Here is a 12743-nt window from a genome sequence, read left to right as displayed (position 1 = left end):
CCGCTTTGCCTTGTTTATCGCTCGGCGTTCGTATCGCCCTTGGGGAGTTCCGGTCCGTGTTCCAGTCGATCCAGCCCGTCATGCAGGGCATCTATTCCAGCCCCTACCTGCTGCTGGTGCTCACCACTGCCATGTGGGGCGGCCATTCGGTGGTCAGTCGTCTGGCCGTTGGCGAAATCTCGCCGGCCTCGCTCACCTGCCTGCGCTGGCTGGTGGTCGCCAGCATCATGTTTGCCATCAGTGGCCGTGGCCTGCGCGAACACTGGCCCACGCTGAAGCCGCGGCTGTGGTATCTCGGCGCCATGGGCACGCTGGGCTATACCGGCTACAACACGCTGCTCTACTGGTCGGCGCATACCACCACCGCCATCAATATCGGCATCATCAACGCCGCCATGCCGGCGATGATCTTCATCGGCGCGTTCATGATGTTCGGCCAGCGCGTGCGCCTGCTGCAATGGATCGGCATGGCCGTATCGATGGTGGGTGTGGTGGTGACGGCGGCGAAGGGCGATTTCACCACCCTCCTGACGCTCACCATCAATCGCGGCGACATCCTGATCCTGATCGCCACCGTGCTCTATGCCGGCTATTCCGTGCTGCTGCGCAACCGGCCGCTGGTGCCCGGGCTGGTCTTCTTCGCCGCCATGGCGCCGGCGGCGGCGATCTCGTCGATCATCCTGCTGGGCGTCGAGATCATGGCCGGGGAGTTTTATGTCCCAACATGGAAGGGCTGGCTGGTGCTGCTGTATGTGGCGATTTTCCCCTCGCTGCTGTCGCAGATCTTTTTCATCCGTGCCGTCGAACTGATCGGCGCCGGCCGCGCCGGCCTGTTCACCAACCTCATGCCGCTGTTCAGCACCGGCTTTGCCATGCTGATCCTGAACGAACAGCTTGCGCTCTACCACGTCGCCGCTTTGGTGCTGGTGCTGGGCGGCATCCTGCTGGCGGAATGGAAGCGGGGCGCTTAGCCTAAGGCCACATCGAGATACAGCATAACCACGAAACCGCCGAACAGGGCGATGGTGGCGCCACGCTCCACGCCGTGGCGGTGCGTCTCCGGAATCACCTCCGACGAGATGATGAACAGCATGGCGCCGGCGGCGAAAGCCAGTGCCCAGGGCAGCAGGCCGGCCGAAATGGCCAGCGCACCGGCGCCGACGATACCGCCCAGCGGTTCCAGCGCGCCGGTCAGCGTGGCGATCAGGAAGGCATGGCTGCGGTCATAGCCCTGGCCGCGCAGGGCCACCGCCACGGCCAGGCCTTCCGGCAGGTTCTGCAAGCCGATGCCCAGCGTGACGCCCAGACCACTGCCCAGATCGCCGCTGGCCGCACCGATGCCGACCGCGAGGCCTTCGGGGAAGTTGTGCAGCGCGATGGCGATGACGAACAGCCAGACGCGGGCCAGCCGGCCGGCATCGATGCCTTCGCGGCCTTTCTCGCCGAAATGCTCATGCGGCGCGTAGCGATGCGCCAGATGCATGATCACGGCGCCGGTCAGCAACGCCGCGATCACGGCGAAAGCGGCGTGGCTGCGGCTGCCCAGTCCGGCTTCGGCCTGATCCAGCGCGGGCAGCAGCAGCGAGAAGAAGGTGGCCGCCAGCATCACGCCGGCGGCAAAAGCCAGCATCAGGTTTTGCGTGCTGTCGCGGATGGTGCGCAGGAAAAACACCGGCACGGCGCCCAACGTGGTGGCCAGAAAGCCGGCGATGACGCTGGCCAGAACGCCAAGCAGGAAGGGGGAGAGGGAAGCCGTGGCGGCGCTGAGGTCCATGCCGCAGATGTAGCATGGCCTGCCAGTCATGGAAAAGGCGGGGTCTGTTCAGGCCCCGCCCCGGTATTGGGATGCTGCTGCCGCTCAGTGGTGGCGGAAGCCGTGTTTGCCCATCATGCCATGACCCATGCCTGGGCCGCCCATGCCGCGGGCCAGCAGGGTGTCGGCGGTTTTCTTCTGCTCATCCGACAGCGACTGGTAGAGCGGCTTCAGCGCAGCGAGATAACGGTCCTGCGCCGCCACCATCTCCTTCATCATGGTCTGGCGCTGTTCCAGCCGCTCGACGGCCGACAGCGGCGCCTGGGCCTGCGCACTGACCTGCTGGCGATGCGCCTCATAGCGTGTCTGCATGGCCGTGGCGCTGGTCCGCATTTCGTCGGCCAGCTTGTCGAACAGCGGCTGCTGGGCGGCGGTGAGTTTCAGTTCGGTGCGCAGGAAGGCGATGCGGCCTTCGATGAAGCGGGCCGGGCCAGCCTGGTCGGCCTGCATCTGCATGTGCGGACCATGCGGGCCGGGACCCATCGGGCCGGGCTGCGGATTGGGTTGGGCGAGGGCAAGACCGCCGGCGAAACCGGTGGCGATCACGCTGGCGGCGATGAGAAGGTTGCGGACGGACATGGCGTACTCCTGGGTTGCGGGCGGGTGCCGCTCCGGTTCCCGGGTGTATTCGGAACCGGAGCGGAGACGGCGCGGGAGGAAACTGAACACCGTCGTCACCCATAAACACGCAACGCAAACCGGATTCCTGCGGTGCCTGTCCCCCGCCGCAGGATTTGGCGGAATTACGCGGCCGCCGACATGTCTTCCAGCGCCGCCATGCTTTGATCCGACAGGCGGTTGCCGGCCAGTTTCTGCAGGGCCAGCAGCGGCACCAGCTTTTCGCCAACCGTGGCGATGCCCTCCACCAGGCCTGACGACCAGGCCTCGCCTTCATCGGCGCGGCTGATCGTGCCGGAGTCGATGCTCACGATGTCAGACACGCTGTCGACCAGAAGGCCGAGCGGCTTGTCGTTCAGCACCGCCACCACGATCACATCCTGCGGCCGGGCTTCCGGTGCCGGCTTGCCCAGGATGCGGCGGGCATCGAAGACCGGCAGCACCTGGCCGCGCAGGTTGATCACGCCGAGGCAGCTCGGGTCGGTGTTGGGCAGCGGCGAGACCGGCGACCAGCCGCGGATTTCCTGGATCTGCAGCAGCGGCAGCGCATAGGTCTGGTCGGTCACGTTGATGAGAAGGGCGTCATAGGTATCCATGATCAGAACTCCTGCCAGTCTTCGTCATTGGCTTGCTGTGCGGCGGGTGCCGCGGCCGGCTTGGGCGCCGGCTTGGCCGCAGGTTTGGCCTGCGTGGTTGTCTTGGCGGCGACCACGGGCTTCGCGCTGGCGGGCTTGGGCAGTTGCACCACCTTCGCGGCCGGCCGGGCGGCACTCAGTGCCGGTGCGGCTGTGGAGCCGCCGGTGGTTCTGAAGAAGCCGACCAGCTTGGCCAGTTCGGCCGCCTGTTCCGACAGAGCCTGGGCCGAAGCGGAGGTTTCCTCCACCAGGGCGCCGTTGCGCTGGGTCATCTCGTCCATCTGGCCGACGGCGGTGTTGATCTGCTCCAGGCCGGTGGCCTGTTCGCGCGACGCGGCGGCGATTTCGGCGACGATGTCGGTCACCTTCTTTACCGCGCCGACGATCTCGGTCAGCGTCTCGCCGGCCTGGCCGACCAGCTTGCCGCCTTCGCGGACCTGGCCGTTCGACTCGGTGATCAGCGCCTTGATGTCGCGCGAGGCATCGGCGGCGCGCTGGGCGAGCGAGCGCACCTCCTGCGCCACCACGGCGAAACCCTTGCCGGCCTCGCCGGCACGGGCCGCCTCGACCGAGGCGTTCAGGGCCAGCAGGTTGGTCTGGAAGGCGATCTCCTCGATCAGGCCGACGATGTCGGCGATCTTGCCGGCCGAACCTTCGATCCGGCCCATGGCATTCACCACGTCGCCCATCACCTGGCCGCCCTTGTTGGCGGCGTCGCGGGCCATGGCCGCCATCTGGCTGGCGGCCTGGGCGTTGTCGGCATTCTGCTTCACGGTCGTGGTGATCTCATGCATCGACGCGGCGGTTTCTTCGATCGAAGCCGCCTGGCTTTCGGTGCGCTGGGCCAGGTCCTGGCTGCCGGTCGAGATTTCGGCCGAGGCGCTTTTCACCAGCTCGGCGCTTTCGTTCAGGCGGCCGGCGAAATCGCGCAGCTTGTCCGCCATGCCGTTCACGCTGTCCTTCAGCGTGCCGAACACGCCATGGTAGCTGCCCTTCACCTCATGGGTCAGGTCGCCCTGGGCCATGCTGGCGGTCACGCCGGCCAGTTCGCCGGTCATCTGCTGCAGCATGCCGGTCAGACCGTTCAGCCGCTGGCTGATGGTGAGCAGGAAGCCCTCCTTGTCGGCCTCGTTGAGGCGGGTATCGAGATTGCCGGCCGCCGTCTTGTCGCAGAGGTCGGAGATTTCCTCGATGGCCTTGCGCTCGCGGGCCTCGCGGGCGGCGCGCTGCTCTTCGGCTACGCGGCGCTGCTCGGCGATGTCGGCTTCGGCCTTCTCGCGGGCGATCATGTTGTCCTTGAACACCTGCACGGTGCCGGCCATCTGGCCGATCTCGTCCTTGCGGCCGGCGCCGAAGACTTCGACCTTGGTGTCGCCATCGGCCAGGATGCGCATGCCGCCGGCCAGCTTGGCGATCGGGCGGGTGATGGTGAGGAACGAGATGGCGAACCCCAGGCCGATCGAGGCGGCAATCACGGCAAGTGTGATGCCGATGATCAGGGGAATCTGCGTATGGGCGAAATCATCAAGCTCGCTGTTCAGCGCATCCAGTTCCTTGTCATTGCGATCGCTGGCCTCAACCAATGCGTCGTTGACGGCCTTGCGGTTGGCGCGATTGGTTTCGTTATTGCCTTGTTCGTTCGCTGCGGCCGGCCCGACTTCCGTGCCGAGCCGGGCGGTTTCGCGGCGGAACTTGATGAAATCGTTAAGAGTCTGCTTGCGTTCCTGGAATGCCTGCATCCGGTCTGCTGTCTGGGTTTTCTCATACAGCGGGATCAGCTTTTCCATCTCGGCCAGATTGACCAGCAGGTTTTTGGCAAACGGCTTGGCGGCTTCGGCGTCCTTCGACATGTAGATGCCGCGCGATTCCATCACCACGGCCAGCACATAGGCGTTCATCTTCTGCGCATAGAGCGCGCGCCGCGCGGCCATGGTCATCTCGTCGACCTTGGTCTCGTAGGTGCGCATCCCGTTGACGCCAAGCCAGCCCACGGTGCCCAGACCGATGGCGGCGATCAGCAGCACGATGGCAACACGTACGCCGATCTTGAGATTGTTGAAGACAGACATGACAGCTCTCCCGCTGCAAATTCGGATGACGCGGACTATTTGCCTGCGTTATCCGTCTCTTACGCGGGAGGCGCGATCAGGGGGAGTTTATATCCGGTAAGGTTATTCGTCTGTAATTCCAGGGTTACCGGAAAATAACGGGGCCAATGCCTTAATAGGCTTCGGGCAGGTGGTCCGGGGCGATGTAGTCGCTGAAGCGGGTGAACTCGCTCTCGAACTGCAGCACCACCTTGCCGATCGGGCCGTGGCGCTGCTTGCCGATGATGGCCTCGGCCAGGTTGGCGATGCGCGCCATCTTCTCCTGCCAGGCGGCGTGGTCGGGCGTGTCCATCGTCGGCTCCTTGCGGGCCTCGTAATATTCCTCACGGAACACGAACATCACCACGTCGGCATCCTGCTCGATCGAGCCGGATTCGCGCAGATCCGACAGCTGCGGCCGCTTGTCGTCGCGGCTTTCGACCGCGCGGCTGAGCTGGGACAGCGCGATCACCGGTACGTTCAGGTCTTTCGCCAGCGCCTTCAGCGCCTGGGTCACTTCCGAGATTTCCTGCACGCGGTTGTCGTTTTTGCGCGAATTGGCGCCGCGCACCAGCTGCAGGTAGTCAACGATGATCAGGCCGATATTGTGCGTGCGCTTCAGCCGGCGGGCGCGGCTGCGCAGCAGGGCGATGGAGATCGCGCCGGTATCGTCGATGAAGAAGGGAATCTGCGACAGGGTTTTCGACACCGGCACGATCTGGCGGGTGAATTCCTCGTCGGTGATGTCGCCGCGGCGCAGGCGTTCCGACTGGATGCGGGTCTGTTCCGACAGGATACGGGTGGCGAGCTGCTCCGACGACATTTCCAGGCTGAAGAAGGCCACCGGCGCGCCTTCCTTGCCGCCGCTTTCGAAATAGGCCTTCGCCGCGTTGAAGCCGATATTGGTCACCAGCGCCGTCTTGCCCATCGAGGGGCGGCCGGCCAGGATGATCAAGTCGGAGGGATGCAGACCGCCCAGCTTGGCGTCCATGTCCTTCAGGCCGGTGGTGACGCCCGAGAGGCCGCCGCGCTGGTAGGCCGCCTGCACCATTTCGATGGATTTGGTGATCGAATCCTTGAACGAGACGAAGCCGCCTTCCGAACTGCCCTCGTCGGCCAGCTTGAACAGCCGCTGCTCGGCCTGCTCGATCTGGTCGGTCGCCGGCTCGTTGATCTTGGGGTCGTAAGCGAGGTTGACCATTTCCTCGCCGATGCCGATCAGCTCGCGGCGCAAGGCCAGGTCGTGGATCACCTTGGCATAGTCTTCGGCGTTGATGACGGTGGTGGCGGCGGCGGCGAGGCGGGCGAGATAGGTGGTGCCGCCGGCCTTGGCGATCACCTCGTCGCGCTCGAAATAGGTTTTCAGCGTCACCGGATTGGCGATTTCTCCGCGCTCGATCAGCGACAGCGCGGCCTGGTAGATGCGGCGATGCGCTTCGTGGAAGAAATGCTCGGGCTGCAGGAAACCCGACACCTTCATGGCGGCGTCGTTGTTGACCAGGATCGCGCCCAGCAATTCCTGCTCGGCATCCAGGTTGTGGGGCTGGATGCGGAAGGTCGGCTCGCCGGCGGTCAGGCCGCCCCCATTGCCCCCCTGGGTGGCCTGGTCATTGGCGGTCGGGGCGGAAAACGTGGTCACCACAGCCATTGCGGACTTCTTCCCAACTTCAGTGTACTGCCATTCTGTTCGTGACTGCGCGATGACGGTTCTGTTGCGAAGCCACGCAGCGGGGCGGCATTAACGGCGATGCGGCCCCGCACTTCCAGTCCTGATTTTCATTGACGCCACATTATCCCCCTAAATCTGTCTGGGGATAAGTCAATTCGATAAGTCAGTATGTTAGCAGAAGAAATCCACAGGCATCGTTCATATGTATAAAGCGCGTTTCAAAAACGAATCGGGCCGGCATTTCTGCCAGCCCGATCTGTAACGCAGAGCAGGAGAGGGGATCAGGCCTGTTCGGCCTCGCCCTCGGCTTCCTCGGCTTCTTCGCCTTCCAGCGTGACGCCTTCGTCCAGCAGGCTCTCGGCCGCCACCTGCTTCTCGGCCTCGGCCTCGGAGCGGGCGACATTCACCTTCACCTCGAGGCTGACTTCCGGATGCAGGGCCACCTTCACGGTGTAAACGCCCACCGCCTTGATCGGGTCGGTGAGGGCCACCTGGTTGCGGTTCAGCGTGAAGCCGGCCGCGGTGACAGCTTCCGCGATGTCGCGGGCGCTGACCGAGCCATAGAGCTGGCCGCTGTCGCCGGCCTGGCGCAGCAGGGCCACGCTGAGGCCGACCATCTTGGCGGCGACCTTTTCGGCCTCGCCCTTCTTGGCCAGGTTCTGCGCCTCAAGCTGGGCGCGTTGCGTCTCGAAGACCTTCTTGTTGGCCTCGGTGGCCCGCAGCGCCTTCTTGCGCGGCAGCAGGAAGTTACGGGCATAGCCGTCCTTCACCTTCACCACTTCGCCCATCTGGCCGAGCTTCTCGACGCGTTCGAGCAGAATCACTTCCATTAGTCGTTCTCCCGGCTGGCTCCGGCCCCGGCGAAACGCCGGCGGAAACCCGCCCATTCTTCGATGAAACCCAGGATGACCACCAGTACGCCGACCAGTGCGCCAGCCACTACCAGGGCCGCATAAAAGGCGGCCAAAATCAGACCCGGCACAGCGGCTTTCGCCGCCACGCCATGCACCACCGCCAACCCCTGCAGGAAGAAGGGGAAGGCCAGGATCGCCGCCACCGTGGCGCCGATGAAACCGGCATCGCCCGGCAGGACGAGACCGGCGACGATCGCCGCCGCCAGCGCGAAGGCCAGCAGACGCGGCAGAACCAGCAGCCGGTAACGCGGGGTCGGGCGACGGTTCTGCTTGAGCATCCGTGCCAGGCCCTGCGCCAGGGTGCCGTTGATCGTCATCATCACCAGCCAGCTGAAGCCGAACACCGCCGGCATCATCGTGGCCAGGTTCTTCGCCATTGCCGCCATGTCGCCGCCCTGCTGGGCCGTGCCATTCTGCGGCATCGCGGCCAGGAACTGTTCCAGCAGTGGCTGCAGCATGCCGGGCATGCCGCCCTCGTGATCCGCCGTCAGCAGCAGCGCCAGGCCAAACAGGCCCAGTGCCCAGCCAACCAGCCAGACCACAAGCTGGCCCGCCGGATACCATTCCAGGTCGCCATGCACCTCGGCATTGGCCGAAGCTTCCGTGGCCGGACGCGCCAGCAACGCCTGCCGCACCACCAGCGCGGCCGGGGCCGCGAAGGTGACGAGGTAGATGCCGCCCGACAGCAGCCCGTTCAGCGCGCTGATCAGCGTGCCGACGCCGCCGGCAATCACCACGGCGGGAAGGCCGTGGGTCAGGCCGGCCAGAAACAGCGGCAGCGGTGCCAGATAGCCGAGCATGATGCCGAGCGGACCGCTTGCGGCGGTCAGCACCAGCACCGCGCTCGCTCCACCGGCGAGGCTACCGAGTATCAGGCTGCGCATCATGGCTGCGGGTCCGTCACCGGCTTCCTTGCGGAAGCCGGAGGTGGCTCACTTGATGACGAACGGCAGCAGGGCCAGGTTGCGGGCGCGCTTGATGGCCTGGGCCAGTTCGCGCTGCTTCTTGGCAGACACTGCGGTGATGCGCGACGGCACGATCTTGCCGCGCTCGGAAATGAAGCGCGACAGCAGCTTCACGTCCTTGTAGTCGATCTTCGGCGCGTTCGCGCCCGAGAACGGGCAGGTCTTGCGACGGCGGAAGAAGGGACGGCGGGCGCCACCGGCGCCGCCACGGCTGCCAGCGGCGGGCTTGGTACCAGTGCTCGACATTATGCGCTCTCCGGGGCAGCAGAGGATTCTTCACGTTCGAAACGCGGACGACGCTCGCCGCGATCACCGCGGTCGCCACGATCACCGCGGTCGCCACGGTCACCGCCGAAGCCGCCACGGCCGCCGCCGAAGCCGCGATCGCCGAAGCCACGCTCCGGACGGTCGCCGCGCTCGCCGCGATCCTTGTTGAGCAGCATGGCCGACTGGCCTTCTTCCAGCTTCTCGACGCGGATGGTCAGGTAGCGCAGGATGTCTTCATGAATGCGCATGTTGCGCTCCAGCTCGGCAACGGCGTTGCCCGAGGCCTGGATGTTCATGAGCACATAGTGCCCCTTCTTGTTCTTCTTGATGCGGTAGGCGAGGTTGCGCAGGCCCCACTGCTCGGTCTTGGTGACCTCGCCGCCCTGGCCCTTGATGATTTCGCTGAATTGCGCGACCAGCGCCTCGACCTGAGCGGTCGAGATGTCCTGGCGCGCGATGAATACGTTCTCGTAGAACGCCATCGGCAGCTCTCCTTCTGGCTTTAGCGGCCCGGCGGCGGCGCACCATGCGACGACGGATCGGGCCTGGCCGGACCCGGTATGAGTCCAGCAAGGAGCTATGTGAGGGCGCGGACTATAGCGATTTTCCCCTTATAAGCAATATGGGCTGGCAAGCCGGGATCGCTGACTTGAAGTCGCGCTCTTGTTCCATATATGTTCTTTGTGGCCGGCCGGCAAGGGGCAGGCAGGCACGATCCGGCAAAATTTCTCAAAACCGTCTGATTTTATTCGGAAATCATCAGATTTGGTTGGGTTGCGCCGGGAAATGTCGGAACAGCGCAGGGAATGACGGATCCCGGCGCAAACCGACGGAAAACGTCGAATTTATATGGGCGATATCACTGATATCACTTTTTAACGAATACGGAGACCGGCAATGGCCAGCATCGTGATCCGCAATTTGGACGACGACCTCAAGGCCCGGCTGCGGCAGCGCGCCCGCCGGCACGGCCGCTCGATGGAGGAGGAAACGCGCGAAATCCTCCGCGGCGTGCTGGCGACCGAAACCCGCACCGGCCTGGATTTCTGGCGATCGGTCCGGCACCGCTTCGCCGGGTTGGATGATGTGTGGTTCAGCATAGCCCGGCGCAGTGCCGAAGCGGCCGCTGCCGGGACGCCTGAGCCGCCCACTTTCGGCTGACCCGGAGGGACCAATGATCGTTCTCGATACCGATCTCTCTGCGGCGCTGATGCAGCCTGACCTGGATTCGACGGTCTGGACCTGGCTGGGGCTGCAGACCGACACCGAACTGCACACCACCAGCATCACGGTCGCGGAAATGCTCCACGGAGCGTTGTTGCTGCCAGACGGTGCGCGACGCGAACACATGCTGGCTGCCCTGGCCGGCTGTTTCGGAGAAGGCTTTGGCGGCCGCGTCCTGCCCTTTGACGCGGCAGCTGCCGTGGAATATGCCGACATCATCGCGTGGCGGCGCCATATCGAATGGCCGATCCGGTCCCGTGACGCGCAGATTGCCGCCATCGCGCGTGCCCATGGCGCCACGCTGGCTACGCGGTATGTGGCGGACTACGAAGAATGCGGGATCAGGGTGATCAATCCTTGGGAACTGATGTGAAGACAGCCTATCTGGCCGCCGAGGGGTTCGAGGCGCAGCTGCGCGAGGAACTCGGCGCGCGTGTCACGGCCGAGCATGAGCGGCTGTTCCTGGCCGAAGGCGAGGGGGCATCTGCATGGGCAGCGAACACATGGTTCGACGTGCAGGAGGTCGCCATCGAATCCATCGGTGACGCGGCGGCGAAGCTGAAAGCGATCCAGCGCAACTGGGCGCCGTATGCGCCGCTGCATCACCGCCGCGCGAAGCTGATTGTCGAAAAGCTGCCGCATGTCTCGGCCAAGCCGCTCAGCTTCGGCGCGCCGCTGCCGACGGCGCCGCTGGGCAGTTTCACGCTGCTGGCGCCGGATCGCCTGCTTTATGCCGCGCGCTGTTCCAGCCCGCTGCCGAATGGCGAGTTTGTTTTCCACGAGGATCGCGAAGGGCCGCCCAGCCGTGCCTATCTGAAACTGTGGGAGGGGCTGACGCGGCACCGGCTGGAATTCGGCTCCCAATTGCCGAAGGCTGGCGACATCTGCCTCGATCTGGGTTCGTCGCCCGGCGGCTGGACCTGGGTGCTGGGTTCGCTGGGGGCGGATGTCACCGCCATCGACAAGGCGCCGCTGGCGCCCAATGTGGCGGCGATGCCCAATGTGCGCTGGCGGCAGGGCAGCGCCTTCGCGCTGGAGCCGAAGGAGTTTCCGCGCGTCGACTGGCTGTGCTCCGATGTGATCTGCTATCCGGCGCGGCTGCTGAAACTGGTGCAGCGCTGGCTGGAGTCAGGTGGTGTGGCGAACGCCGTCTGCACGCTGAAATTCCAGGGCGAGACGGATTTCGAAACGGCGCGCGCCTTCGCCGCCATTCCCGGCAGCCGGCTTTTGCACCTGCATCACAACAAGCACGAACTCACCTGGCTGTGGCGCCGGCCGGCGGCGTGAATGATCAGTCGCGCGGCTTCTGGGTGATCACGCCATACCAGCCCAGGCCATCATAGGTTTCGTAACCGATGGTGCGGGCGAAGGCGATCAGCGAGCCGTCGCTGCCATAGTAATAGCCGCGGTCCTTGTCGCCGGTGTCCAGCGGGAAGGGCTGGTACAGGCCCTGATTGTCGGACGAGGCGATGATGCGGCGCTTGGCATCCAGCAGCAGCACGCGGGAACGTTGCCATTCCTCGGCGCTTAAGGACGGTTCGTCCTTGACGATGCTCATGCCCTGCTTGTCCCAGTCGAATACCACGCCCAGCACGCCCAGCGGCTCGCCATGGATCTGGCCGCCGCTGCGCACGGCGGCGGCATAGATCGCCACGGCCTTGTTGTCGTGGCTGACGCTCTGGCTGATGTCGTCGACGATGTAATCGTCGCCGCTGGCCGACTGCATGGCGCCCTGGAACCAGCGTGTCTGCGCCACCGAGGCCTTGGCCACGCGCGGAAACAGCTTGGGGTTTGATGTCGCCACCACCCGGCCGCGGGAATCCGCCAGCACGAGGTTGAGATAGACGGTGTAGAAACGGTTGATCATCGCCAGCCGTTCACTGGCACGGGCGAACAGTTCATCCGACGGTTCGGCCAGGGCCTGCCACATGGCGTCGTCGGTGGCCCACCAGCGGCAATCGCAGGTGCGTTCATACAGGTTCCGCACGATCAGCTGCACCATGGTCTGCGCCATGTCGGTCAGGCGCGGGCCTTCCAGATCCTTCACGATCTGGTCGACGATTTCTTCCGCCGCGCGCTTGGAGTCGGTGATGCGCTTCATCACCACTTCGCGGAAGCGCTTGGAATTCTGCGAGGCCTGGTTGGCCAGCGATTTCACTTCCTGCGCCACCACGGCGAAACTGCGTCCCACTTCGCCCGCCCGCGCCGCCTCGATCGAGGCGTTCAGCGACAGCAGGGTGGTCTGGAAGGCGATTTCTTCGTTATTGGCACCGAATTGTTGTACATCCTGTTCGATGCCATCGATCAACTGATGCACCTGCAGGTGATGCGTCTGTGCGGTCATTGTTCAGGCACTCTTGTTATGGCGAGACCGGGTCGTAAATGCAGGATGTATGCCGACGAGTTTTGCGCGAGCATCGAAGGAGCTGCGCATCTTTCGTGGGAAATGCCCCCAGAACAGTATGCTGAAATCGGATGTATACTCACATTATTCAACATATACGCTGCCAAAGGCTCTGGCGGGCTTGGCTGTAATTTCGGCATTGTTTAA

General features: G+C 64.6%; 14 protein-coding genes. 4 read left to right on the top strand and 10 right to left on the bottom strand.

Annotation, left to right across the window (positions count from 1 at the left end; genetic code table 11):
• Nucleotides 1-56 precede the first annotated feature (56 nt).
• Nucleotides 57-971: a DMT family transporter gene (locus tag ACE3OO_RS01415; RefSeq protein WP_374298977.1), complete on the top strand. Its 915-nt coding sequence runs from the start codon at nucleotides 57-59 to the stop codon at nucleotides 969-971.
• Here the strand turns inward: ACE3OO_RS01415 and ACE3OO_RS01410 are convergent.
• The 9 genes from ACE3OO_RS01410 to rpsF form a co-directional block, all read right to left on the bottom strand.
• Nucleotides 968-1774 carry a ZIP family metal transporter gene (locus ACE3OO_RS01410; RefSeq protein WP_374298975.1) on the bottom strand — a complete coding sequence of 269 codons (807 nt, stop codon included), beginning with the start codon at nucleotides 1772-1774 and terminating at the stop codon, nucleotides 968-970. The two genes, ACE3OO_RS01415 and ACE3OO_RS01410, sit on opposite strands and share 4 nt — an antisense overlap.
• Before the next feature lie 84 nt (nucleotides 1775-1858).
• The gene (locus tag ACE3OO_RS01405) at nucleotides 1859-2392 is read right to left on the bottom strand and encodes a Spy/CpxP family protein refolding chaperone (protein WP_374298973.1); all 534 of its coding nucleotides are present in this window, start codon (nucleotides 2390-2392) and stop codon (nucleotides 1859-1861) included.
• Between the two features lie 164 nt (nucleotides 2393-2556).
• On the bottom strand, nucleotides 2557-3027 hold the full coding sequence (locus ACE3OO_RS01400) for a chemotaxis protein CheW (protein ID WP_374298971.1): 471 nt from the start codon (nucleotides 3025-3027) through the stop codon (nucleotides 2557-2559).
• 2 nt (nucleotides 3028-3029) lie between these two features.
• Nucleotides 3030-5135 (bottom strand): methyl-accepting chemotaxis protein, encoded by a 2106-nt coding sequence (locus ACE3OO_RS01395; RefSeq protein ID WP_374298969.1) that lies wholly within the window; start codon nucleotides 5133-5135, stop codon nucleotides 3030-3032.
• 151 nt (nucleotides 5136-5286) lie between these two features.
• The gene (locus tag ACE3OO_RS01390; protein ID WP_374298967.1) at nucleotides 5287-6801 is read right to left on the bottom strand and encodes a replicative DNA helicase; all 1515 of its coding nucleotides are present in this window, start codon (nucleotides 6799-6801) and stop codon (nucleotides 5287-5289) included.
• A 302-nt stretch (nucleotides 6802-7103) separates the two neighbouring features.
• Entirely contained in the window at nucleotides 7104-7652 is a 549-nt protein-coding gene (gene rplI, locus ACE3OO_RS01385) for a 50S ribosomal protein L9 (protein WP_374298965.1), read from the bottom strand.
• On the bottom strand, nucleotides 7652-8623 hold the full coding sequence (locus ACE3OO_RS01380; RefSeq protein ID WP_374298963.1) for a DUF2232 domain-containing protein: 972 nt from the start codon (nucleotides 8621-8623) through the stop codon (nucleotides 7652-7654). Before ACE3OO_RS01380 ends, rplI begins: the two co-directional genes overlap by 1 nt.
• A gap of 45 nt (nucleotides 8624-8668) precedes the next feature.
• Nucleotides 8669-8947, bottom strand: coding sequence for a 30S ribosomal protein S18 (rpsR, locus tag ACE3OO_RS01375; RefSeq protein ID WP_374298961.1), 279 nt, complete (start codon nucleotides 8945-8947; stop codon nucleotides 8669-8671).
• The gene (rpsF, locus tag ACE3OO_RS01370; RefSeq protein WP_374298959.1) at nucleotides 8947-9450 is read right to left on the bottom strand and encodes a 30S ribosomal protein S6; all 504 of its coding nucleotides are present in this window, start codon (nucleotides 9448-9450) and stop codon (nucleotides 8947-8949) included. The genes rpsR and rpsF overlap by 1 nt, the downstream gene beginning before the upstream one ends.
• 415 nt (nucleotides 9451-9865) lie before the next feature.
• On the opposite strand from rpsF, the gene ACE3OO_RS01365 reads away from it, so the two are divergent.
• The 3 genes from ACE3OO_RS01365 to ACE3OO_RS01355 are packed head-to-tail and all read left to right on the top strand — an operon-like array spanning nucleotide 9866 to nucleotide 11479.
• Entirely contained in the window at nucleotides 9866-10129 is a 264-nt protein-coding gene (locus ACE3OO_RS01365; RefSeq protein WP_374298957.1) for a plasmid stabilization protein, read from the top strand.
• A 13-nt stretch (nucleotides 10130-10142) separates the two neighbouring features.
• On the top strand, nucleotides 10143-10565 hold the full coding sequence (locus ACE3OO_RS01360) for a type II toxin-antitoxin system VapC family toxin (protein ID WP_374298955.1): 423 nt from the start codon (nucleotides 10143-10145) through the stop codon (nucleotides 10563-10565).
• Nucleotides 10562-11479, top strand: coding sequence for an SAM-dependent methyltransferase (locus ACE3OO_RS01355; RefSeq protein ID WP_374298953.1), 918 nt, complete (start codon nucleotides 10562-10564; stop codon nucleotides 11477-11479). The genes ACE3OO_RS01360 and ACE3OO_RS01355 overlap by 4 nt, the downstream gene beginning before the upstream one ends.
• A 4-nt stretch (nucleotides 11480-11483) precedes the next feature.
• Here ACE3OO_RS01355 and ACE3OO_RS01350 read toward each other — a convergent pair whose 3' ends face one another.
• The gene (locus ACE3OO_RS01350; protein WP_374298951.1) at nucleotides 11484-12536 is read right to left on the bottom strand and encodes a methyl-accepting chemotaxis protein; all 1053 of its coding nucleotides are present in this window, start codon (nucleotides 12534-12536) and stop codon (nucleotides 11484-11486) included.
• Between the last annotated feature and the right edge of the window lie 207 nt (nucleotides 12537-12743).

The organism is Ferrovibrio sp. (genome assembly GCF_041906005.1).
In the GTDB taxonomy this organism is placed as follows: Bacteria; Pseudomonadota; Alphaproteobacteria; order Ferrovibrionales; family Ferrovibrionaceae; genus Ferrovibrio.
The sequence above is the reverse complement of the archived record's forward strand: the minus strand, read 5'-3'. Positions and strand labels throughout refer to the sequence as shown.